Below are 25,346 nucleotides of genomic sequence, written 5' to 3' on the forward strand. Positions count from 1 at the left end.
TGCCAAGGTAAAATGCGGCCGAATCCGCAAGCAAGCGTTTCCAGCCACTAACAGCGTATCCAGTCCGCATCCCCCAAACAATAGGTCGTTCCTGTCATGCGTAGGGCGGTTCCTTCGGTTATTGGTACCACTGCGCCTGCAGCCGATACATTTCCGCGTAATATCCGTTTCCGTCGAGCAGCTCGTCATGCGTCCCCATCTCTTCGATCCGGCCGTTCTTCATGACGATAATGCGGTCGGCCAACTTCGCCACCCCCAGCCTATGAGAGATGAACACGACCGTCTTCCCTTCGGCGACCCGCTGGAACTGCCGGTACATCTCCACCTCGGCTTTCGCGTCCAGCGATGCCGTCGGCTCGTCGAGCACGAGCAGCTCGCTGTCGCGGAAATACGCCCGCGCCACGGCGATTTTTTGCCATTGGCCTCCGGACAGCTCCGTTCCCCCGAATTCTTTGCCGAGCAGCGTGTCGTACGACTCGGGGAGCGTTCGTATGAAGGAATCCGCGCCGGAAAGCTGCGCCGCCCGCTGCACCCGTTCGTTGCTGCCCCTATGCTCGATGTCCCCGATGCCTATATTGTCGCGGACGCTGAGCAGCTGATACTTGTGGAAATCTTGAAAGATGGCCGTCGTTCTCGCCCTCCACGCGTTTTTGTCGATTGCGTTCGCGTCGATTCCCTCGATGGTGACGGTCCCTTCCGTCGGCTTATACAATCCGAGAAGCAGCTTGACGAGCGTCGACTTTCCGCAGCCGTTGTCTCCGATCAACGCAATTTTCTCGCCGGGTCTGATTTCCAAATCGAGATGGCGCAGCACCGGCCGATCGGTCCCCGGATAAGTGAATCCGACGCTGCGAAATCGAATGCCTTGCCGAAGCGGTACATCTCGCGCCAATGCGATGCCCGTCCGTTTCTCCTCCGCTAAATCCAAATATTCGAAAAACTCTTCGACGTAACGCAAATCGTTCTGGATGAGCGCGGCAGTCCACATCAAGCCGTTCAGATTGTGCTGGAACGACTGCACCGCGCGAAGAATGGCCGCGAGCCTGCCGATCGACAGTAAGCCGTTCGTCCCGAGCAGGAACAACCCCATAATGACGAGTGCGAAAACAAGCGAATGTCCGGCGGAGCTGACGAGCTGGAGACGAAATACGCGCCCCGCCAGCTTCAGCCGCTCGCCGACCAATCGAGCGTTCAACGACGTCCATGCCTGCAGCACATAATGCTTCAACCCGTACAGCCGCAGCTCGGAAGCCGTTTCCCGCGACGTCATCAATTGATGTAAATAATTAAGCTGCCGTCCGGGCGTCGTCTGCCGCCGATGAAGCAAATATCTTTCTTTCAACGACCTGACCTGCACGAACGTAAAGATAAGGCTGCCCGCGGCGAAAACGAGCGGTACCGCCCAGTGGATAAACACCAAATAACTTAATGTCGAGACGACGGCTACAAGATCAGCCACGAGATTGAATACGGAGGACAGCGTAGAGATAAAGCGCCGGTCCATCCCGCGGTTCACCCGCTGCAGGGAGTCGTAAAGTTCGGCTCGATCGAAATCCGCCAATGACAGCCGGTAAGCCTTCTGCATAATCTCGCTTTGACAGCGTTCCTTGACGATCTCCTGTACCTGGCTTGAAATCAAACGTCCGATCACGTGCATAAGCGCGGAGAACAATAAGGACAGAGTGAAGACGCTCAACCAAAGGGCCGTCTGCGGAGTCATTCCTTGCCGAGTTTGGACGGCGGCGCCGATCGCATCGACGAGATGCTCCAAGGAAAACAGCACGACAAGCGGAAGCATGCCTTGCGCCAGCCGGATCGCCAGCACCGATGCGATTCCTTTCGGAGACAGCTTGGCGCACAGCTTGACCAAACGCAGCAGCGTCGCGAAGCCGGTTCGATACACGTGCCAACGGCGTTTCGGTTCTTCAATCGACAAGCGCCCGCCCCTCCTTTCGACTACGCTGCTCATACCATTGCGACTGCAATCGAAACAGCGTCGCGTATTCTCCGTTCAGCTCAAGCAATTCGTCGTGGGTTCCGGCCTCCGCCAAGCGGCCGTCCTTCAAGAACAAAATACGGTCGGCGAGCCGAGCCGAGCCTAACCGGTGGGATACGATGAGTACCGTCTTGCCTTCGGACAGGGCGATAAATTGTTCGTACACCTCGTGCTCCGCGAAGGCGTCCAGCGCCGATGCAGGTTCGTCCAATATCAACAGCTCCGCATCTCGGAAAGCCGCGCGGGACATCGCGACCTTCTGCCATTGTCCCCCCGACAAGTCCCGCGACTCCTCGTATTGCTTCCCTAGCAGCGTGTCGTACCGATTCGGGAACCGCTCGATCGCTGCATGAATGCCGCTTCGCCTCGCCGCGGCTTCCACCATGTCTCGATCCGCGAGCCGCTCCACGCTGCCGAACCCGATATTTTCGCCGGCCGTCAATTGATAACGCACATACTGTTGGAAGACGGCCGCAGCCGCTTTCCGCCAGCTCGCGGGGTCGATCTCGGCGAGGTCGATGCCGTCGACCGTAATCCGCCCTTCCGTCGGCTTATACAACCCCAACAACAACAAGCATAACGTGCTTTTGCCCGCCCCGTTCTCGCCCGCCAAAGCGATGCGCTCGCCCGGCCGCAAATGAAAGCTAACGCGCTCCAATACGGGGCGGGACCGGCCCGGATACGCAAAGCTCACATTGTCGAAGCGAATGCCGTCTTTCAACGGCAGGGGGGCGGGCAATCCGTTATGGTTCTCTTCCTCGTCGATCTCCAAAAATTCCGGAACGACTCGGAAATTGAAAAAAAATTGAGCCAGCGCGCTTACCGACGAGGTCGCGGCGACCATCGTTTGCTGCAGCCGGTCGAGCATATAAAACGCCGATACGACCGCGCCGAGCGATGCGGCGCCGCGGACGCCGGAGTACGCCGCTGCGCCCATCATGACGAACAGAAATACGAAATATGCCGCTTCCCCTTTTACGATGAGCAGCGACTGTTTTTTTCTGGCCTGCCACAGCTCCGACATCAGCGCCGCCGTATATTGACGCCACTTGTCGATCACGAACGGCCCGAGCTGAAACAGGCGAAGCTCGGCCGCGGATTGCCTGCTTGTCGCCAGTTTCCGCCAATAGCCTTGCATTCTCCTCGTCGGCGATTGCTTGTACGTGACTTCTACGAACCTTTTGTCGCTTACGATATGAAAATAAAAGACGGGAACGCAGCATACGAGAAACAGCGCGGCGTACCCTGGACTTAGCCGATGGATCGCGTAGAAAATCACAAAAAACTGCATAAAGGCGCCGATCGCCGAGCCGACCTCCTCCAGCGCCCGCGCGACATACCCTTGCACTCGGACCGCACGTTCCAACTTATCGTAATACGCATCGCTCTCGAACGCTTCCAGCCGCAATTGCATGGCTTTCGAAAACGTTCGGCGGTTCACGACGAGCGTTACTTTCTCCTCTAACCGCGCCGACAAATACGGACGGATCGCCGAGGCGAACTGCTGAAACAAAATCGCTCCGACAAGAATGAATATATAGGGAAGGAAATGAGCCGCTACCTTCCAATACGAATCGGACCAGCCGCTAAAAACGGTCGTCTCGTCGATAAAACGGGTGATCGCGTACACTTCCGCGAGGCCGGTGACGCCCCCGAACACGCTTAACAGCAGCAGCAGGAGCGTCAGCGGCCAAGAAGCTTCGATCCAGATGGCGCCGATATATTTCGCGATACCGGCGGCTGTTTTCGCCTCGCTCGCGATCGTTTTCCAGCTCCGCATTCGACGCACAGGCACATCCTCCTTTCCTGCAAAGAAAGAAACCTCCGTTTCCACGTCGATCGGGTGTGGATCAGGAGGTTATAGGTTACCGGACGCAGCGCTCACCCCTTTAACACCAGGACGCCCGCGGGCGGAATGTTCGCGACGCCGCTGACGGCGGTTTCGCTCAGCATATCGATGCGCGGCTCTGCGCCGATGTCCACGGTTTGCACCTCGCCGGTGTGATTCAAGAGGAACGTGTACCGCGTTCCGTCTTTGATCCGCTGCGTCACTTCCACTCCCGGCGGCGCCTCAAGCGGAGGTTGAATTCCCTTGCGCGCGCACAGGTGAGCTGCCCACATTCGCAAGAAGGCGGGCTCCGGATCGGAGGCGGTGTACCACGCTTCGCCCTCGCCGAATCGGTGACGCGTCAGCGCCGGCGATCCCCTGTAAAATTCGTCGGCGAATTCTGCGATGACTTCGGCGCCTTCCGGATGGACGACTTCGCAAACGAGCTCGCACGTATACGTTTCCCCGAGCGCTTCGTTCTCCCGCTTGACGACGGCGGCGTTCTTCTGATTCGGGAACAGCGCGTCGATCTCCTCCACCCATAGGCCGAGCAGCTTTCTTAGTTCGCCGGGATATCCGCCGGGCACGATGAGGTCGCTCTCGTTCACAATGCCGCTGAAGAATGTGGCGATCAGCGTTCCGCCGCCTTCGACGAACCGTTCGAGCGACTTCGCCGCACCCGGCTTCACCATGTAGAGCAGGGGTGCCGCGATGATGTCGTACCGGCTCAAATCGGCGTCGATGCCGACGATATCGGTTTGGATATGGTTTTGATAGAACGCATCGTAGTATTTTTGGACTTGATCCAAGTATTTCAATCTCGTGGTCGGGCCGCCGCTCAGCTCGACCGCCCACCAATTTTCCCAGTCGAACAGGATGGCGACCTTGCTCTCCGTGCGCGAGCCGGTCAACGCATCGCCCAGCTTCGCCAGCTCATGTCCGAGCTCCGCGCATTCTCGGAAGACGCGCGTATGTTCATGCCCCGCGTGGTCGATCACGGCGCCGTGAAATTTCTCGTACGCCCCGAGCGAACGGCGCAGCTGGAAAAACATGATCGTCTCCGCGCCTCTGGCGATCGCCTGATAGCTCTGCAGCCGCATGATCCCGGGCCGCTTCAACGGGTTGACCGGCTTCCAATTCAGCACGCTCGGGCTCGATTCCATCAGCATGAACGGCGCGCCGTCCTTAAGTCCTCTCATGAGATCGTACCGAAGCGCCGTATAGCTCGAGGAGGCGTCGCTCGGCGGGTACATATCGAGCGCGACAATATCCATATGCTTCGCCCAGGCGGCATAATCGAGCGGTTTATACGTCCCGTTCCCTTGGAAATTCGTCGTGACGACCGCGTCGGGCATGACTTCCTTAATTGCGTTATATTCGGTTGTATAACATCGCAGCAGGCTTTCGGAAGCGAAACGATAATAGTCGAGGGTCATGCCTTGGAACGCCGTTTTGTCGGAGTCGCCCTTATCCAATCCTTCGCTAAGACCGCTCGGCAGCACGATTTCATCCCAATCGTAAAACGTATGTCCCCAAAACCGGGTGTACCACGCTTCGTTCACCTTGTCCAAGGAGCCGTATCGCTGCTTCAACCATTCTCGAAACGCTCGCTCGCAGCGGTCGCAGTAGCAGCGGATGCCGTACTCGTTATTGACGTGCCACAGGAGCAGCGCCGGATGGTTCTTATACCGCTCGGCCAGCTTGCGGGCCATTCGAGCGGAATAATGAAGGAAGGTCGGGCTGTTCGGGCACGAATTATGCCTTCTGCCGAATTTACGTTTATTCCCCTGATAATCCACGGCTAACACGTCCGGATATTTCCGCGCCATCCACGCCGGATGCGCCGCCGTTCCGGTCGCCAAACAGGCGTACATCCCGCCCGCATGGAGCAAATCCATGACCTCGTCCAGCCAATCGAACCGGTACGTCTCCTCGTCCGGCTGATTCAACGCCCAAGAGAAGACGTTCACCGTCGCGATATCGATGCCGGCGAGCCGGAACAGCCGCATGTCCTCGTCCCAGACCGATTTCGGGAACTGCTCCGGGTTGTAGTCGCCGCCGAATAAAATTTTAGGAAACGCTATGCCGGGCATCGCGATCCGCCTCCTCGAATATCGGGTCGGATGCGGCGACGCAGATCGTCCGGAATTCCTTCCCGAAATTTTTCGTCCGGTCTCCTTCCCGGTACAGCCTGCAGCCGGTGTAGAAGTGGTATAGCACGCCGTTATGCGTCACGACCGACGGCTTATGGGCGTGAATCGTATCGATGTCGTCCCCCGTCCCTACCGCAAGGATGGGCTCGGGAAGCTTTTCCCAATGAAACAAATCTTCCGACACGGCGACGCCTTCTTGCGCGCGCTTATAGTCGTACCCGAAGAAGTACATGACCCAGTTCTCGCCGTCGCGCAGGACGCACGGATCGCTGACGAACTTCGAATCCCACGCGTCCGGCGTCACCCGAAGGACCGGATTCCCTTCGTATCGCGCCCATGTCCGCAAATCCTTGGAAGACGCGACGCCGATCTGCTCGAGCCATTTGCCGGTTTTCTGGTTTTTCGCATTGTAAAACAAGTAAAAGGTTCCATCGTGTTCTACGAGACATTCTTTATATAGACCGCCGCGTTCCCAATCGGCGCCCTCTTCCGGCGTCAGGATCGGGTCGGGCAGTCGATGCCATTCGAGCAGCCGTTCATCGTCCGTCCAAGCGAGCCCGATACAGGCGGAGCCTTCCTCGTAGCCGTCACCCGGGTAGGAATGATACGCAAGCCAATATTTCCCGTCCCATTTTTTCAGCACGGGCGGGGCGTCCATCCGATTTTCGCGGAGCATCCAAGTCCCGGCCACGTTTCTGGAATCCCAGCCGTTTCCTTCCCCGCGGCGGAGAATGACGGAAAGATGCTCCCAGTGCAGCAAATCGTCGCTGACGGCGAGCGCCGTTTGGTAGCCGATCCCGTCGAATCCGACATACATCATGTAAAACTTGCCGCGGTGGCGGAAGACGAACGGGCAATCGACGGCCCGCTCGTCGAACGCGCCCGGCTGTCCCGAGCCGATCAGCACCGGCGTTCCTCGTTTATACGGGGTTGCATAACGTTCGATCATTTCGCAGCACCTTCCTTCGCCGCTTCGTCGCCGCGGAATTTCAAGGCGTTGGACAGCACAAGCGCGATGATCCAAGAAGGGTTCCACGTATTGCTGCCGCCGCGCTGATGATAATGGGTCGGGTAAAACCCTTCGCCCTGCTCGCCGACGACCGTAAATCCCCATTCCCCCGGCTCCCTGCAGATGCCTTGCCCCATCGCGTCGAACGACAGCCGCCCCATTCGCTCGTACGTCGGATTGCCGGTTAACCGGCCGAAACGCCATAATTCGTACGTCGGAAAAAACACATCCAAATGGTGGTTCTGCACGCTCACGCCAGGCCAGCCGACCGCGTTGAAGCCGGCTTCCCGCAGCCTCGATCCGCGGTCGCACACGGGGTTCCAGACGTAGACGTACGTCAGCAGCCAGTCCGCCGCGATTTCCGCCCAAGCTTTGTATTGTTCTTCCTTCGTGAGATCGAACAGCTCGTAAGCGGCAAGGAAGAAGTACATGCCCGCCTCTTTGTCTTCGCATTTGGCATCGAGCGTCGAGCGGGCGAACGGTCGTTCGAACGTGGCGGCATGCAGCTCGTAGTAGCGTAGCAGCGTCTGCTCCGCGCGTGCCAAGTACCGCGATTCGCCCGTTAACCGGAACGCTTTCAGCATCGCGATCGCGCACGGGATGCCGGCGGCCGTAATCATGTCGTCCGCGGGCGTTCCGTCTTCCAGCCAAGCGGCGGGATAAATTCCCGACGGCAATACCGCGCCGTCGAAGAAGTCGGCCGCATCCCGCACGGCGTCGACCCACGCGCCGGGCGCCGCCCCTTCCCGCTCCTTGAACAGCATCGCGATGTCCGCAAGGTCGGAGACCGTCTCGCCGTACGCCCTGCTCGAAACGGCGGGTTGTCCCTTAGACCGGAAATTTTCCCATTGCCCGTCGTTCAGCCGATACGTGCTTCGTCTCAGCCCGGGAGTCATGCTCTTGCTCTCCCGAACATAAAAGTCGACGGCCCGTCTGCAGCGGTCTATGCGCACGTCGCCGCCGCCTTCGAATCCGATCAAACCGTCGCACCATGCCAGCTTCAAGCACTGCCCGGTCCACCCGTACAGGAAATGAGGCGGATGGCGGGAAGCGCTTCCGAACGCATTCGAGTCGTTAAACTTCACGTACCCGGCGGCTCCCTCCGCTTCCCGCCACCGGTCATCCATCGCGTTCGTCTTGAGCCGAATCATGTCGTGCACCGTCAACGGCTTCGCCCCTTGCGGGTCGAACAACGCAATTCCTTTCTCCACCGCCTTGCGGAACCCTAAGCCCGTACGTTCGGCCGTTCCCCAGTCGAGCGCGTATTCCTTCGACAGCGAAAACCCGGGCGGGACGTCGACATACCCGCCGTCGTATGGCTGCGTCTTGCTTTTGCCGACGTACACGACGTCCTTCTCCCCGTTGAACATCAATACGCCGCTGAGAGAGGCGATCGTCGTCGCGCCGCCGTCGCGCACCGCGCCCAGCGAAAAATAGTTCACCTTGCCGTCCTCGGTTTCTACGTAAGACGGAACGGCGAAGAGCGTCAAATAATGCGCCGCCGCGCGCCCCGGCCACTCCACGTTGACGCATGGAATCGGCAAGCGGTGTTCCTCGCAAATAAACCCGTTCCCCGGGCCGACGCCCAGTCTCGGCACGACCCGCTCCGGATCCGCGGAAGGATTGTTGTTATAGATCATGTGCGGAATCGTCGCGTTCTCCGCCGCCCTGGCCGGGAGCTCGAGCGCGACGCCGACGGCCGCATCGGACAGCGCGCGGTCCGTCCGGTTGGTCCATACGACCTTGACGTACAGCAGATCATGCCGGCCGAACGAGAAGCTGACGAGAACGTGCAGCGGACCGAGCATGCCCGCGATCCGCAGCTCGCCGTTGTTTAGGACGATGTCTTCCCGGCGAAATTGCGTAACGTCGAACCGCCACGGCCTGCCCTCGGAATAGGTCAACAGGCGCTCCATGCTTCCGTCGAAGTACGCCTCGGCCTGGTTCTCATAGCGCAGAACGAGGCGAACGGAATCCGGCGTCGCCGTCGCTTCCACCCGCTTGCGACCGTCAAGGCCGGACAGCGTGTAACGAGTCATGGACGATTCCCCCCTCCCTCCGAACGGCGTCGCCGCCGGGAACGTAGTCTTCGGCAAGCCCTAGCAGCGACACGAGAAACCGGTCGAGCGTCGGGTTGAACCCAAGACATCCGGACAAGGGCAGGGCGGAGATGACGATTTCGCCTTTCCCCAACCGAAGCTTGCCGACGACGGGAAGCTTCCCTTTCCCCCCGGCTTCTTTGCGTTTGCGGTACGTGTAAGCGATCGGCTCTAGTCCCGCCCCTTCCAACCAGCGGTCGGCGGCCGGGCCGATCCGGTCGTAAGGTACGTGATAAAAGTACGACAAATCGTCCTCATGCATCCATGACAGCCGGCCGCTGCCGCGGTTGACGGCGAGGACGTAGACGCCTTTCATCGGCGCCGCTTTCACCTCGACCCCATCGATCCTCCAGGCGTCCGGTCCGGAAGCGCCCCGGAGGAGCATGACGGATGCGCCTTCTTTGACTTTCTCCACGATCCGGTCGTGATGGCGGGCGAAGTCGTCGCCGGAAGAAATGACGAGCGGATTCCCGTTCCAACGGTCGGGATCGAACGGCTCGCCGCCGAGCTGCAGCACCGAGCACGCCAGCTCGGCTTCGCCGCCGAGGTACGCCACTTTCGAAGCGGCGGCCCGCGCGCCGGCTTTGGCGAACGCCTCGAACGTGAACCGTTCCGTGTTCAGCGTTTCGCCCAGCTCGCTCATCAAGCAAGCATCGACATGCAGCGTTCGCCGGTCCGCCACCGCAGGCACGGGGATCCGGATCGTGCCCGCGTATCGGGCCGATACTCGTTGGACGCTCCCGGTTATTGCGTAGTGGCCGTATTCCCGCTCGTCGTCGCGCAGCGTCGCGACCACCCGGCAGCGGTCGAGATCTCGGTGCGTATCGTTCAACAGCCATGCCTCGACTTCCAGCGTATCCCCTTCGTACGCCCTCCACCGATCGCTTCTCAGGTTGACGCGGATCGGCTCGAGACACGCCTGATACGTGAAGAACGCCGGCTTCGGGATGCGGTCCGCGCCGACCAGCGCTTTCATCCAGCCGGAAGGCCACGCGTCGATCAACAGGTGGATCGCGGTGGACACGATATAGTCGGCACGCCTTCGCCAGGCGTCGGTCATCAATTTCGTTGCTAGGCTCTGGTGCTTCTGGCTCGCCCGCACCCACTCCGCGAGCGTGCGCTGCTCCGGGAACCAGTCGCCGTGCAGGCTGTAGGTTTGGGCTCCGACGATGCTGTCCGGGGTCCACGGTTCGCCCTCACTCGCCGGGAGCCATTCTTTCGGATAATGCTTCATCATGACGTCGACGTTGTCCAAGCCTTCCGTTCCGTACTCCCCGCACCCTGCCTTCCAGCCAGGCTTGATGGTCGGAAGGTAGCCCTTGTACATTTTGCCGAGGGGAATGACGTTGTCCGTGTACCACATGTTGTAGCAATGAAAGTCCGGCAGTCCTTCGCGCGTCGGGGGGTTGTAGTCCCCTTCGGCGTTCTTGACCGCCCGATCCGGATTTTCGATGTAAATCGCCTGTCTGGCGGCGACGAAGAACGCTTCCAGCTCGTCGCGGTGCAGATGGCGATGGCCTTTCCTTCTCTTTTCCGTCCGAGACGGCTCGTTGATCAGCGAAACCATTACCGCCGAAGGGTGGCTGCGAATCAGCCGTTCCATCTCGGCCGCCTGCCGCACCGCTTCGCTGAATTGATTGCGGCGAATAAATCCGAACGTCGGCAAGTCGCATTGATGCATCATGCCCAGCATATCGAAATAATCGTAAATTTCCTCTTGTACGGGACGCTGCGTAATCCGGTAGTAATTCATATTGGCGATTTTCGCGATCAGAATGTCGTCGATCAGCTGCTCGTAATTGCGGTTCATGACGCACTGCTGCAGATGCCCCATCTCGTTGGCGCCTCGAAGCATCACCGGACGGTTGTTTAGATAAAGCGTGCCTTTGGGCGTATCCCGTTCGTCCACATGAAATTTCCGCATGCCGAACGTTCGGTCCCTTACATCCAGCAGCTTCGTCGCCCTAAGGCTCACTCTGGCGGCGTACAGATGCGGCGCGTCCGGCTCCCACAACCGGAACTCCGGCAGCGAAAGCCGGTATCGGCAGTAGTTGAGGCCCGGTCCGGCGTACGCCACTTGGAACGTAACGGGACCGACCTTCTTCCCGGCGAAATTTTTCGGCATCAGCTCGATCTCGATTTCGAAGTTTTCGACCACGCGGTCCATCGTGTTCATGATGTCCGCCCATACTTCCGCGCTGCCGTCGTCGATGTTCGGCCTCACGAACACATCTTGAATGAACAGTTCCGAACGCTGCTCCAAATACACCGTATTGTAGATCCCGCCCCCTGGCGGGCAGTGATGCCATCCGCTGTACGGATCGTCCCAGCCCGGTCCGGTCGCCGCATAAATTTTGTCGCCGTCCAGCTTCGTGCCGCCGACTCCCATCATCGGGTAATCGTTCTCTACCTCGACCACCAGACTGTTTTCTTTGCGCAGCAGCGCGGTGACGTCGAACTCGAAAGGGGCGAAAAACCCTTCGTGCGAGCCTACGCATTTGCCGTTCACATATACCGACGTTTTGTAGTCGACGCCTTTGAATACGAGGTATACCCGCTTTCCTTCCGGAATCGGACCGTATTCGAAGGAAGCGCGGTAAAACGCGGTCCATTTGCCGTTCTCCCCCGTAGGTCCTCTGAAATCGGGAACGGTCACGGGCTCCCAATCGCCCTCGCCCTCCAAGACGCGGCGGAAATCGTCGTCTTCGGGCGTCCTGTACCGGAATAGAAATTCGGTAATCAGCAGCGCGTCTCTGCGGTACTCCGGTTCGGAAGTCAAATCGCGCAAATACGGACGGTACTGCTCCCGCAGCTTGTTCAACTGCTCCTGAAATCGGGCGAGCCGCTCCTCGTGCGGAATCGGCCGATCCGCAGGCGCCCGGTCGCTGCTGGGAGTAAAATAAGTTTTCTCGATCGGCATCGGGGGGATTTCCTGCAAATCGCCCCTTCCCGGATGTTCTCGAAATGCGATTTCCGCAAATTGATCCGGCTGCATCTCTTGCTCCAACGGTTCGTCCTCCTCTCGGCCTGCGTCCGCGGCGCCCGCTCCGGCGCGGGCGCCGCGATCCGTTGCGCGGTTATCCGTTCGACGCTTGGTTTTCCATCCCCGCGGCGCTCTTCGCCGGCTCCGGCGAAAGCACGTAGGTCTGCCCGGCGACCGCGTTGAATTCGATCACGAACCCGTCGGATTCGCAGACCACTTTCCGTCCGTCCGCCTCCACGGTCAGCGGCGCTTCCGGCCGTCGGCAGCCGATGCGGCATACGCCGTCGACGCCGGCTTTCAGGCGGCAGCTGACGAGCCGCCCGTCCGCCCATTCGAGATCCACCTCGAATCCGCCGCGGGCGCGAAGTCCCTGCACGCTCCCCCGCTTCCAGTCGCTCGGCAAAGCGGGAAGCAGCGCGATCTCGCCGCGATGGGATTGCAGCAGCATCTCCGCAATGCCCGCGATGCCGCCGAAATTGCCGTCGATTTGGAACGGCGGATGCGTATCGAGCAAATTCGGAAGCGTGGAGGAAGCCAGCAAGCCGCGAAGGTGCTCGCCGCATTTCTCCCCTTCCTCCAGACGAGCGTAAAAGTTCAGCACCCATGCCCTGCTCCAGCCGGTCCTTCCGGCGCCGTTCTCCAATCTTCGCTCCAACGTCCGTTTAGCCGCTTGAGCCAAGTCCGGGGTATGGCGCGCGTGAATGATTTCTCCGGGATGCAGCGCGAACAGATGCGAGATATGCCGATGCCCGGGCTGCGCTTCGTCCCAATCCTCCAGCCACTCCTGCAGCTGTCCGTGTTTCCCGACGGCGGGCTGAGGCAGTTTGCGAATGGCGTCGATCCATTTCCTGCGCATGACATCGTCGGTCTGCAAAATTTCCGACGCTTTGACGCACGCTTGGAACAACGTGTAAATAATCTGAGTGTCCATCGCCGGTCCGATGCAGAGGCTTCCGACGCCTCCGTCGGGACGGATGAATTTGTTTTCCGGCGAAGTGGAAGGCCCGGTCACGAGCCGTCCCTGCGCGTCCTCCGTAAGGTATTCCAAGAAAAACTCCGCCGCTTCCCGCATCACCGGGTACGCCCGCTCCCGGAGGAACGTTTCGTTCATGCCGTACCGGTAATGCTCCCACATATGGAGGGACAGCCAAGCCCCGCCCAACGGCCAGACGGACGCCGGCAAGTAATTGCCTTCGATTTGACTGGACCCCCACATGTCCGTATTGTGATGGGCGACGAATCCTCTGCATCCGTATACTTCCATCGCCGTCCTCCGGCCGTACGGAAGCATCCGCTCGATCAAATCGAACAACGGCTCGTGACATTCCGGCATATGGCACGATTCCGCCGGCCAATAATTCATCTCCGTATTGATGTTCAGCGTATATTTAGACTCCCATGACGGCGTGTAGCTATCGTTCCACAGCCCTTGCAAATTCGCCGGGTTCGATCCCGGGCGGGAGCAAGCCATGAGCAGGTATCTTCCGTATTGGAAATAGAGCGAAATGAGTCCGGGATCGGATGCGCCTTCTTTAAATTGCTGCAGTCGAACGTCCGTCGGCAGCGACGCGGCGCTTCCGTCGTTCCCGCTATCCAGCGTGAGCTTCACGCGGCGATACAGCGCTTCATGCTCCGCGACGTGGTCCTGCTTCAGCTGCTCGAACGGTTTGCGCGACGCCGCTTCCACTCGGTTCACGCATTCCGCATTCGGATCCTCGTGGCGGAACGTCGTCGCGGCGGCCAAGTACAATACGATCTCGTCCGCGTGACGAACGAACAGGAAATCCCCGACCGTCTGGACCAGTCCGCCCTTCGCCACGGCTTTAAGCCCCGTACTGAAAGACACCCCGCCCTCGCCGCAATTCCCTTGCATGAGCAGCGTATCTCGAGACGCCCGCAGCGTGCCGCCGTCGAAAGGTCTCCGGGTCAGATGGAATCTCATGTTGAGATTCCCCGGCTGCTCGCAAGTAAAGCGCACGACGATGACTTGATCGGCCGCGCTGCTGAAAATTTCCCGCTCGTACCGAACATCGTTCAGACGGAAGCTGACGCGGGCGATCGCCTGCTCCAAGTCCAGCTCTCGGCGGTATTCGGAAATCATCCCTTTCCCGCCGTTATGATAGAAGTTCAAGTCGCCGAGCGGCTGATACGGGTTCAGCGATTTCGGGATCGACAGCATCGCCATTTGCGCGAGCTCCTCCGCCTCCGTCTGCTTCCCTTCCGCCAGCAAGCGGCGAATTTCCGGCAAATAGCGCTTCGCGTCCGGATTGTTTCCCTCTTTGGGGCCGCCGTACCAAACGGAATCCTCGTTCAGTTGAATTCTTTCCTGGTATACTTTGCCGAAAATCATCGCGCCGAGCCGGCCGTTCCCGATCGGAAGCGCTTCGTCCCACGACTTGGCCGGCTTATTGTACCAGAGCTTGTATTGCATCCTCATTCCTCCGTTTCTTCGGTAGCGGAGATCTTCCGAATCCGCAAGGCGTAATATAGTTCCGCGGGCAGATCGATGCGAAGTTTGCCGCCGGCCGACTCCATCTCGTCGGTCACGGTCATGTTCCAGGTATCGATAACATCGACCTTGTAGCGTCCTTCCGGCAGCGAAAATTCGCGGAATAAGAAGCGGTGCGGGCCTAAATACTGCAAATAATATTCACCCGCGATCTCGAGCGTGGAGGCGTCCATGCGGTTGCCGCTGTAACGAATGTCATCCGGCGCCTCTTCAAGCACTTCTCGCAAAAACGCGATTCTTGCGGCGCTTCGTCCGCGAAGCTTTCCCCCGTGCGAGCGCCAAAGCCCCTCCTCCGGGCGCAAATACGTTTCCCCGTGAGTGACGAATCCGCCGCGAAACACCCCCTCCCATACGCGGAGCGTCATTTCCTCCGGGGTAAGACTGCCCCATGAGGTGTGGAGATTCCCTTCGCATCCGCAATCGTCGACGATGACCGGCTTCCCGTAATGCCGAACCCACTTCGAAATCGCCCTGACGTCTTCGGTTTGGATGCTCGCGTGCGTCACCCAAGGTTTTCCGTAATCGTACAGCGATTCGCCGCTGGAGATGGAGCGCAAGTGCCCTGCGTGATCGCATTCCTGCACGACGCGGAACAGCGCATCCCAATGCTCGGCCGTTTTGCCCTCCATAGCGCCGAAATCGTTCGCCAGCGACCACCACACGTTGCGGTACGCCGCGAAGCGCGCGACGACGTAGCGTACATAATGTTCGTCCTCTTCGGCCGACATCCGATCGAACCCCCAGCGCCCTCCGTCGTGCGGGTGAAACAAAACGAGTTCCGCTTCGATGCCGAGAGAGGACAAATCTTGAATGCTCTTCTCTAGGCGAGAGAAATATCGGGGGGTAAAGCGCGTCGGGTCGAACCCTCGCCCCGGCTTCGCGGCGAACGGGTAGAGGCTCGGCTCGGCGTCGTCGAAAGCGTTGGAAGTCGGGAAGACGCACATGCGCAGTTTGTTGAATGGCGACGTTCGCAACGTATCCAGCGTTTGCGCCTGCTGCCGTTCGCTTTGGAGATGCCAGACATCGCAAGCGGTGCCGAAGGGGATGTAGCGTGTCCCGTCGGCATACCGGAAGCCGCCGGCGTCTTTGACCGCGACGGGCCCTCGGTTTCCGGGCTGGGGAGGCGTACTTACAAATTCGCCTGCGATCCCGTTCAGCTCCGGGACGTCGCTGATCGTCTCATACGTGTAAACGCCTTCTTCTTGCGGCATAAAGCGGAGCTTGTAGACCGAATCTCCGTCGTAAAACCCCTCGACCTCGTATCGCTTCGCGTCTTTGGCGAATCGCGCGCGCAATCGCACGTCGACGAACGGGTTCCCGACCGGCGGCCCTTCCAGCGCCAGTTCGAACACGCCCCAGCGTTCCGCTTGTGTAGGCTTATGCAATAATCTCACCTTCCCGAACCGATTGCTCGTAATTTACGTCTTGCGAATGCGCAAAGCGATGTACGGCGTACCGGGTAATTCGATGACGCTTCTTCCCCGGAACGTTCCCTCGGCGGGCGACACCGTCATGTTCCACGTATCGATGATGTCGATGCGGTACGTCGAATGCTCGGGGAGGTCGACTTCGTAATAAGCATGCTGGCGGTTTCCGAGATATAGCAGCATGTAGGTGCCCTCCTGCCGCGAACGGATCCAGTCGTCCGGACCTTCCTCGAAGATGGCGCGCATGAAAGCGATCCGTTTGACGCTCTCCCCGTACAGCCTGCCTCCGGCGCTGATCCATGCTCTCGTCTCCCGATCGACGAACGCCTCGCCGTGGCCGGCATAGCCGCCGGCGCACATCGTCACCCAAAACCGATGCGTCATCTCTTCGCCGGAAATGTTCCCCCATCTGCGGGAGCTGTTGCCTTCGTACGACATTTCGTCGATCACGACGGGCTTCTTGACCTCCGCCAGCCACCGGGACGTCATGGACGCATCCCAATGCTGTATGCTTTGGTGCGTGATCCACGGTTTGGAAAAATCGTAAAGCCACGAGGATTCGTACATTTTCGTCCCGTTATGGATCGATCGCAGATGCTGATAAGGGTCGTGTCGCTGCACGAAGCGAAGCAAATCGTCCCAATCTTCTACCGATTTCTGCTTATTGAAATCGTATTCATTGGACAACGACCACCAGACGTTGCGGAACGAGGCCAAACGGGCGATCACGTAACGCAAATAAAAACGGTCGGTTTCGCGTCCCAAGTCGTCAAAACCCCAATGGCCTTTGTCGTAAGGGTGGAACAGCACCAAGTCCGCTTCGACCCCGAGGTTCATCAGATCTTGAATCCTGCGCTCCAAATGGGCGAAAAACGCCGGATTAAACCTTGTCGTATCCGCATCCTCCGGGCATGTGCCCGCGAAGGCGAACGCCGGAGGAGACATCGCGCGGGTAGGCAAGATACACATTCTCACTTTGTTGAAGGGAGACGCCTCCAAGCTGCGCAGCGTCATCTCTTCGAGCCGCTCGTCGCCGGCGTGCGTCCAATGGTAGCAGGTCGTGCCGAACGGCATATAGGGCGTTCCGTCTTCGTATGCGAAGCGGTAATCTCCCTTCACTCTCACCGGGCCGCGATTGCCTTCCGACGGAGCGACGCATCGGAATTGTCCCCTCCGACCGTCCAGTTCGCTTCGATTGCTCCGGGTTTCGTAGCGCCATTCGCCGATCCGATCCGGCATGAACCGAATTTTGTACGTCCCGTCGCCGTCGTAAAAACCGTCCGTTTCGATTTCGACGTTTTTATATTGAAACCGGGCCGACACCTGCACGTCCTGGAACGGGTTTCCTTCGTCCGGACCGCTCAGGCGAAGCTCGAATATGCCCCATCGCTCCGTCTCGCCGTCGATTCGCTCCGCGCACATAGGTCGATTCACGCTCCTCGCCTCAAAAAGCCTAATAATGCAAATAACAATTATTGGTTCTCTTGGTTTTTATCATTATACAAGTTTCAATTTGAGGCATTATAGGTGATGTTTACTTATTGTATAGGCGAATCGTGTCATTCCGCCCACGCCGATCCGGCGGAAGGATAGAAAAGGCCTCCGAACAGGGAGGCCCTTTTGCATAGTGCACCGCTTATTTTCCGTTTTATTGATGTTTCCACCAATCGCCGCCGGCCGCTTTGAGCTGGACCGTCTCTTCGATCTGTTTGTTCATGGCTTCCTCGATCAAACGAAGAGCCGTCGGCGTATCTTTCGATTCCTCGAAGATATGCGTTTGGAACACGCCCCATACGTTCGGGTTCACGAAGGTGAGGCCCGGCTTGCGCGCCTTCGGCACCGCCGGCTTCAAAGCGAAGATGTTATGAACGTCCTTCCCTTGCAGCTCCGGCACGTTCTGCGCGAACGCTTGAACGACCGTCTCGTTCATCAACGGACCGGCGAGCGCGTCCTTGGCCCTCGCCAGCTGCACTTCTTCCGAAAGCAGGTAGGAAATCACCTGGAACGCCAGATCCTTCTTGTTCGATTGTTTAGTAATGAACAGCCCGTTCAGGTTCGGCATGTATTTGGAATTCGGCGCCTCCGGGAACACAGGCACCGCCCCGAACGCAAAGTTCAAATCCGGATACTCGCGGGACCATTTCGTTACGTTCTCCAACGTATCGACCGAAACGGCCATTCTCCCCCTCGGGAATTCCGAGGTCGACGTGAACTGGTTACCCGGAATATCGTAGAACCGTCTCATGTTATCCACGATTTTCACCCAGGTGTCGGTCGTCAGCGAAGCTTTGTCTTCGTTCGGATCGAGGGCCGGTTCCGAGAGCTGATTGTACATCATGTAATGGCTGGGGTGCTGCTGCCAGCCTTTGTACGTGACGTCGCCGTCCTGTCTCGTCATCGTTTTGGCCAGTTCGTACGCTTCGTCGTACGTCATGCCGACATACGGGTAATCTTGGCCGTATTTGTCAAAGATGTCTTTGTTGTATACGAGCACGAATTCGTCGTTTTCGAACGGCAGCGAGTACAGCTTTCCGTCCGAAGCCAATTTCGAGTTTTCCAGCATCGCCTGGTCCAATACGCTCGTATCGAAGTTATACTTTTTGATGAGGTCGGACATGTCGTACTCCATGCCGAATCTGACGATCATCCTTGTCGTGTTGCGGCGCACCTGTTCCAGTACGATATCGGGAATCGTACCTTTCGCGATCAAATCCTCGTAGCGGGTGCCGTCGTTCCAATGCACGTGCTTGAGTTCGATATCCGGGAACTTCTTACGGATATACTGGCCGATCAGCCGCTCGAAATTTTCTTCTTCCTCGTAAATCTTATTTTGCGCCGTGTAGAAGAACAGCACGTTATCCGGCGTCGTGTTCACCGCCGCGGCGTCCCCGCCCTCCGTCGTTTCCGCATCGCCGTTGTTCTCGGTCGCGTCGGTACCGGTCGGCGCAGCGCCCCCGCCGAAGCAGCCGGCGGTCCCGACAAGTATAAGTGCGAGCGCAGTCGTCGTGGCAAACCATTTTTTCATCATCCAAGAACCTCCCTTTATGAATTCCAATTTGAGTAACCGTTTTCAAGAGAATCTTACTATAAGGCGAAGGCGTTATGATTAGGGTGACGTTCGACATTTATAGGCTGTTTACCTCATTTTCCCGATACGGCCCAAGTTAAGACGGCCTCGAGCAGCTTCCACCCGTCTTCGGTGTGATATACCACGCTGTCCGGATCAAGGTAGATGAACGCCTGGCGCGCCGGCACCGGATGGCCGTTTAAGTTTTTGCCGCCTTTCTCCACGGCGAAGACGACCGCTTTCTGCTCGTCGTCCGCCGCCGTCGCCACGATTTGCGCGTCGCCGCCCGGCTTCGCGAAGCCGATAGCGCCTTCCGATTTGTACACGTCGACGTTCCCGCTGAAGCCGGCCGCGATCGGGTGGTCGGGATTCGTGATCGCGATCGTTTGCCCCGGAACGGTCCCGTTGTCTACGGTATCGTCCCAACCGGCCAAATCGATGTCGCTTATGTTTTGCGGTTCGGCGTACACGACGGGTACCGGGGATTTGTACAGCTTGCTTCCGACTTTGCCGGAGCTGATGGAAGAGCTGACGAAGACGAGGTCGAAGCCTTCCGCCGATTCGGTCGTGAAGTCTCCGTCGAAAATTTCCGTCACCTCGAACCCCATCTTCTTTATTTGGGAGACGGTAAGGAAGTCCCCGCCGCTGCTCGCCTTCTCCACGTACAACAGCTTTTTGCCCTCCAAGGATACGGCGGCCGGCTCCGTCTTTTGGCATGCGGCCAACGATACGATCGCAAGGATCATGGCAATGAAGGTTAACGCCTTTCTCATAAAACAGCACCCCTCCGATTAAAATGATTTCGGCGGCGTCAGCACGATTTTGCCGTCCACCAACGATACTTGCATGCGGCTTGCGTCCCCCGCTCCGACCTCGTCGAGGTACGTTTTGGGGATTTGCAGCCGGCCCGCTTTGTCCATCACCGCGTACTCGATAAAAGCCTCTTCCTCTTGTTTCCGCATGCCCATCTCCAGCTCCATCAGCTCCTGGGCGTACGAAGTGCGGCGGACGATTTCCGAAGATGCCTTGCCGTCCCGAATCGCCACGACGCGGTCCACCTTTTTTGCCAATTGAGGATCATGCGTGACGACGACGACCGTCAAGCCGAAATTTCGGGTTAACTCCCGAAACAGCTCGAGAATCTGATTCGCCATTTTCGTGTCCACCGAACCGGTAGGCTCGTCGGCCAGCAGCAGCTTCGGCTGGTTGGCCAGCGCGATGGCGATGGCGACCCGCTGCTGCTCCCCTCCGGACAATTGGTTCAATCGGTTTTTCCGACGATGCAGCAATCCGACCGCATCCAGCAATTCGAGCGCGCGCTGCCGCTTGCGCCGCCCCCGAAGCATGATCGGCAGCTCGACGTTTTCCTGAGCGGTCAAATACGGAATCAAATTGCGAGCGCTGTTTTGCCAAATAAAGCCGACGGTTTCCCGCTTGTATTTCACCAGGTCGCTTTCCGTCATCTTCAGCAAATCTTTCCCGTCGACGGTCAAATGCCCGGCGGTCGGCCGGTCGAGGCCGCCGAGCATATTCAGCAGCGTCGATTTGCCGCTGCCGCTGTTGCCGATGATCGCCATCAGCTCCCCGGCTTCCACGTGCAGATCTAGTCCCTGAAGAGCGAGCACCTCCAGATCGGCGATCTTATACACTTTGACGAGACCTTCGCAGTGGATCAAGTTAATCCTCCCCCAGCTTGACGGCCTGATGGATTTTGATGCGGGACACGACGTAACCGAGAATCGCCAGCCCGATCGCGACCATGGCCGACACAATCATATACAGACGCATGTAATCGTCCGGGTCGAACGTCACCTTGAACGGCAATATTTGCGACTGCGCATCGAACGACATCTCGAACAGGGGCACGAACAACCGGCTGGCGATCGTACCGGTGTAGATGCCGATCGCGATCGACGCCGCCGAGATCAAGATTTGTTCGCCCGCAAGCATGGCGATAAGCCTCGAGAACGAGATGCCCATCGCGCGGAAGATGCCGAATTGGAGCGTACGCGCATGCAGCGAAATGACCCAATACAGCAAAAATCCGACGAACGTAATGCAAATCGAAATGAGAAAGTCCAGCGTCATCACGCCGTTGATCGCGAGAATGAACGGGTCGTTGATCGATTGAATCCGCTCCTGCCGCGCGTTCTGCACCGACAGCACGTCGTACCCTTTTTCGGCAACCGCGTCGTACACTTCTTGGCTGCTTGCTTCCGGCTGCAGCCTGAACCATACCTCGTACGGCTCGAGAGCGAGCTGGCTCTGGATGTACGGCAAATTGCCGACGATCAGCTTGGGCGTTTCGGCCCGCTCGCTTCCGGCGGGAACGTTCGGCAGGGGGTTCCAGGACGGCCAATAATCGATGATCGCGAATACGATGAAATCGGCTTGATCCGTTCCGCGCCAGCCGAGGGTGAGCGTATCCCCGGGCCGGAGTCCGAGCTCCGCGGCCACCGATCGGGAAATCAACACGGCGGACGGTTCCGAAGCCATGAGATTCAAGTAGCTGTTAAACGGGTACTCCAACAGCCCGCTTCGCATCCAGGCCGTATGGCCGAAGTCGTACGTTTCAATTCCCATCAACTGAACTTCGCTCTTGGCGGAATTCCCTTCGAACACGGCCGCGTCTTCCTTGATGAACACCTTCGCGGCGTGGCGGACGCCGGGAATTTCCGTGAAGGGCAGAAACGAGGGCTCGGAATATTGCGTCCTCCTCGGCGCCGCTTGAGAATCCCCCGCCCCCTCATCGTCGGAACCCGACAGGATGAGCGGCGGCGCGTCGTTCTGCCAATAAATTTGCATCCGGATGTCCGTCCCGATATCGTAATAAATTTTGTCTTCCACGTTCTTGTTGATCGTCCGGTTGGCGCTCGCTCCGAAGATGCCGGTGGCGATCGTCACGATCATGAACACCATGATGAATTGGTACTGGGAGGAAGACCGGCCGATTTGAACCAACGACGACGACAACGCCGGCGTCCACCAGCGCCTCCCCAGCCTATACACGAGGCGGATCAACAGCGGATACCACCGGAGCAAGAACAAGGCGGCGCCTAAAATGAAAAACGACGGTATTAAAAATAACAGCGGATCGATCCGGATATCGGCGGCGGAACGGATGCCGAACGACAGCATATGCCGAATGCGGGATTGGTAATTTTGCAACCCGTACAGCGCGACGGCGATGAGCGCGACGTCGATGAAATACTTGTGCCAGAACGACAGCTTTTGGAGCCTCGCCATCTGCTGCTTTCTTCCGACGATCGACACCCCTGTCGCAAGAAACACCGGGATTAACGTCATCAGCAGGGAAAAGCCGACGGCGGCCAGCGCGTATTCGAACGCTTCCCGGTTTACGGAAGCCTCTACCTTGGCGCGCTGCACGAATTCGAGGAACCCGCTCGACGCCCCGAGCAGCTTGGTCAACAACAAGCCTAAGTAAGGACCGGCGGCGAAAGCGATCGCGCCGAGAATCGCCCCCTCCGCCGCGTAGCTCGCGATAATTTGCCAGCGGCTGGCCCCGCGGCTCCGCAGCACGGCGATTTCCGTTTTCTGCCGCTCCGTAATTAAATTGGCTACCATGTATAGGTAGAAGGCGAGCATCAGCATGATCGGCACGTGCAACGACCACAGCAGGATGCGGAGCTTCGCCTCTTTTTCGAAATAAACGCCGAGCGTGCCCAGCGCCGGAACGTTCGAACCGGTATCTTCGAATGTGCCGTTCATGAATTTGCCGATCGACCGGTCCGTCCTGAGAAAATCGCCGACGGACGACAGCGTCATTTTCGAATAATCGAGAGCGAAGTACCAGTAGCCCGACTTGACCGGGAGCTTGCCGCCTAGAACGAACTCTTCGGTATACAGGTCGAAATCAAGCAGGAAGCTGCTTTTGTAGCTCCCCGGATGGTTATACCAGAACAAATCCGAGCGGTCGTTCGGTTCGATGACCCCGACAGGCCTGACGCGGATCGTCTCGCTCACGCCGTCGTCCCGAATGGTAAATTCGTTGCCGAGCACCATGTTAAACTCGGTCAGCGCCTCGGGTACGACGAGCGCCTCGTAGACGCCGTCCACCGCCTCTTTGGCGGGAAGACGGCCGTCCGTAAGGCGGACATGGCGCTCGATGTCGCTGATCGCCGTCAAATCGGCCCACACCATATTGTCGATATCGACCTGCTCCGCGCTGGCCGGCGCGAAGCTGTATTTGTCGGTCACGCGCTCCCGCACGAAAAATTGCACGGGGATGCCGAATTTGCCGCCCGCTTCGCGCAAATATTCGTCGGCGGCCGTCACGTCGCTCCCCTGCGAGTCTTCGGGGGTCAGGTTGGCCGATAACCAATAGGTGCCGGGATATTGATTCATCGAAATTTGCAATTGTTGAAGCTCCTTGATGAGCAAGCGGTGCAAAATCGCGTTCGTATAAATCGGCAAGCTGCTCGTCAAGGCGACGGTCAAGACAAGTCCGAACAGGAGGCTGAGCTCGAGCCATTTGTTTTTGATCATTTTGCGGATGATCATCACCACTAATGCCAACGTCAAGCCCCCCTAATAGTTCAAAATCACCTTTTGCCCTTCTTGCAGCCCTTGCCGGATTTCGACCTCCGTCGAGGTGACGATCCCTTTCTCCACATCTACTTCTTTGCGGCTTTCGCCCTCGAGCACCTGCACGAAATCGCGGTTCAAATACGTTTGCAGCGCGGAGCGCGGGATGATCAGAACGTCGTCCCTTCGTTCCGTCACGATCGTGATTTTCGCATGCGTCCCGATCCCGGCGTCTTTCGGCGCGTCCGGCACGTCGATGACGATCGATCGGGAATTGCGTTCTTCGATGTCCTGATCGTCGCTTGCGGGCGCCGTCAGCGGCGTTTGCACGACCTTCCCCTTGTACGTTTGGCCGTTAATCTCCACGTCGACCTCCATTTGGACGGCCACGCCCGCCAGGTCGGCGCGGTTGCCGGCCGTATACACGAGCTTCAGCGAAGACGGGTCGGAGATCGTGATCAACTCTTTGAACGCCGACACTTTGTCTCCGGGTTTCACGCCGTCGAGGTAAGTCACGATGCCGTCCATCGTCGCCGTCAGCCTCGATTTTCGAAGCTGCTCCTTTAGGACGTTCAATCGAATTTCCGCGCTTTTCAGATCGAGCATTTTCAAACGGACCGACGGATCGTCCGGTCCTTTGTCCGCCTTTTCCTGCGCCAGCGAAATTTTGATTTTTTCCATATCGATCGTTCTCAGCTCGATTTCCGCTTCCAGATCGTTCGTCTCGACGGAGGCCAGCACGTCGCCGGCTTTCACTTCGTCGCCTAGTTGCACCTGCATGCCGGAGAACGTTCCTCCGGATTCCGTGAAATACAAATATTCCATCCGGTCGGATTGGAAGGTCGCGTCGCCGACGATTTGTTTCATGATCGAGCCGCGCTTCACTTCGGCGGTGGCGATGTTTTGCTGCACCGGCTTGACCAGCGGCGGCTGCAGTTCCTGCTCCTCGACAGGCAGAAGGGAACAACCGGGCAGCGCGGAGGCGAAGATGACGCAGATCGCCGACGCACGGAACCATCTAGTCTTCTTTAACAATTTCACCATCCTCCAGTGTGTAGACGTGATCGACGATCTCCTTGATCGCGGGATCGTGCGAAGTCAATATAATGGTAATTCCCTCCTGTTGGACGAGGTCCCTGAACACCTTCATTACGTGAAGCCCTGTTTTGCTGTCGAGCTCGGCCGTCGGTTCGTCCGCCAAGATGATCGACGGCTTGTGGGCGATCGCTCTCGCGATGGCGACTCTTTGCTGCTCGCCTCCGGACATCTCGAACGGTCTATGGTGCATCCGTCCCTTCAAGCCGACCGCCTCCAACGCCGCATGCGCATACGCCGGGCATCGCGAAGCGGGCACTCCCGCGACCCGCAACCCGAACTCCACGTTTTCGTAAGCGGACATCAACGACACGAGCCCGAACGATTGAAAGATCAAGCCGATCTCTTTGCGGCGCAGCTCGTTGCGGCTTTTTTCCGGCAATCCGCCGATTTCCATCCCCTTGAAGTAGACGGCTCCTTCCGTCGGCCGGTCCAGCGCCCCCAGGATATTGATCAACGTCGTTTTGCCCGAGCCGGAACGCCCTCGAAGCGCGACCAGCTTTCTGGGCGGAATCGTCAAGTGAACCCCTTTCAGCGCATGCACCGCTTCCGCGCCGCGTCCGTACACTCGGGTAACCCCTTCCGCCCGCAACAGAGGTTCTGCATATTGCGGTTGTTCCGCTGCGCTCATCCTG

15 protein-coding genes are annotated in these 25,346 nt (G+C 58.5%); all 15 read right to left on the minus strand.

Annotated features, from left to right (window positions below):
• Positions 1–118: 118 nt before the first annotated feature.
• Positions 119–1,936, minus strand: coding sequence for an ABC transporter ATP-binding protein (locus VE009_RS13200; protein WP_325008300.1), 1,818 nt, complete (start codon positions 1,934–1,936; stop codon positions 119–121).
• A complete protein-coding gene (locus VE009_RS13205) occupies positions 1,926–3,776 on the minus strand; it encodes an ABC transporter ATP-binding protein (protein ID WP_325008673.1) in 1,851 nt (616 codons plus the stop codon). The genes VE009_RS13200 and VE009_RS13205 overlap by 11 nt, the downstream gene beginning before the upstream one ends.
• Positions 3,777–3,877: 101 nt before the next feature.
• Positions 3,878–5,917 (minus strand): beta-galactosidase, encoded by a 2,040-nt coding sequence (locus VE009_RS13210; protein ID WP_325008302.1) that lies wholly within the window; start codon positions 5,915–5,917, stop codon positions 3,878–3,880.
• Positions 5,895–6,926: a hypothetical protein gene (locus VE009_RS13215; protein ID WP_325008304.1), complete on the minus strand. Its 1,032-nt coding sequence runs from the start codon at positions 6,924–6,926 to the stop codon at positions 5,895–5,897. The genes VE009_RS13210 and VE009_RS13215 overlap by 23 nt, the downstream gene beginning before the upstream one ends.
• Complete coding sequence (locus VE009_RS13220) at positions 6,923–9,025, minus strand: hypothetical protein (RefSeq protein ID WP_325008305.1); 2,103 nt, start codon at positions 9,023–9,025, stop codon at positions 6,923–6,925. Before VE009_RS13220 ends, VE009_RS13215 begins: the two co-directional genes overlap by 4 nt.
• Positions 8,997–12,092, minus strand: a complete 3,096-nt coding sequence (locus VE009_RS13225; protein ID WP_325008307.1) for a glycoside hydrolase family 2 protein — start codon at positions 12,090–12,092, stop codon at positions 8,997–8,999. Before VE009_RS13225 ends, VE009_RS13220 begins: the two co-directional genes overlap by 29 nt.
• A gap of 70 nt (positions 12,093–12,162) precedes the next feature.
• On the minus strand, positions 12,163–14,505 hold the full coding sequence (locus VE009_RS13230; RefSeq protein ID WP_414694853.1) for a glycoside hydrolase family 95 protein: 2,343 nt from the start codon (positions 14,503–14,505) through the stop codon (positions 12,163–12,165).
• Positions 14,502–15,962: a DUF5060 domain-containing protein gene (locus VE009_RS13235; protein WP_414694854.1), complete on the minus strand. Its 1,461-nt coding sequence runs from the start codon at positions 15,960–15,962 to the stop codon at positions 14,502–14,504. Before VE009_RS13235 ends, VE009_RS13230 begins: the two co-directional genes overlap by 4 nt.
• Before the next feature lie 33 nt (positions 15,963–15,995).
• Entirely contained in the window at positions 15,996–17,426 is a 1,431-nt protein-coding gene (locus tag VE009_RS13240; protein ID WP_325008675.1) for a DUF5060 domain-containing protein, read from the minus strand.
• A gap of 226 nt (positions 17,427–17,652) precedes the next feature.
• Complete coding sequence (locus VE009_RS13245) at positions 17,653–19,032, minus strand: ABC transporter substrate-binding protein (RefSeq protein ID WP_325008313.1); 1,380 nt, start codon at positions 19,030–19,032, stop codon at positions 17,653–17,655.
• A 113-nt stretch (positions 19,033–19,145) separates the two neighbouring features.
• Complete coding sequence (locus tag VE009_RS13250; protein WP_325008315.1) at positions 19,146–19,844, minus strand: hypothetical protein; 699 nt, start codon at positions 19,842–19,844, stop codon at positions 19,146–19,148.
• A gap of 18 nt (positions 19,845–19,862) precedes the next feature.
• Positions 19,863–20,747 carry an ABC transporter ATP-binding protein gene (locus tag VE009_RS13255; RefSeq protein ID WP_325008317.1) on the minus strand — a complete coding sequence of 295 codons (885 nt, stop codon included), beginning with the start codon at positions 20,745–20,747 and terminating at the stop codon, positions 19,863–19,865.
• 1 nt (position 20,748) lies between these two features.
• Positions 20,749–23,598, minus strand: a complete 2,850-nt coding sequence (locus tag VE009_RS13260) for an ABC transporter permease (RefSeq protein ID WP_325008677.1) — start codon at positions 23,596–23,598, stop codon at positions 20,749–20,751.
• A 21-nt stretch (positions 23,599–23,619) separates the two neighbouring features.
• On the minus strand, positions 23,620–24,660 hold the full coding sequence (locus VE009_RS13265) for an efflux RND transporter periplasmic adaptor subunit (protein WP_325008319.1): 1,041 nt from the start codon (positions 24,658–24,660) through the stop codon (positions 23,620–23,622).
• On the minus strand, positions 24,635–25,342 hold the full coding sequence (locus VE009_RS13270; RefSeq protein ID WP_325008321.1) for an ABC transporter ATP-binding protein: 708 nt from the start codon (positions 25,340–25,342) through the stop codon (positions 24,635–24,637). Before VE009_RS13270 ends, VE009_RS13265 begins: the two co-directional genes overlap by 26 nt.
• Between the last annotated feature and the right edge of the window lie 4 nt (positions 25,343–25,346).

The organism is Paenibacillus sp. (genome assembly GCF_035645195.1).
Taxonomy (GTDB): Bacteria; Bacillota; Bacilli; order Paenibacillales; family YIM-B00363; genus Paenibacillus_AE.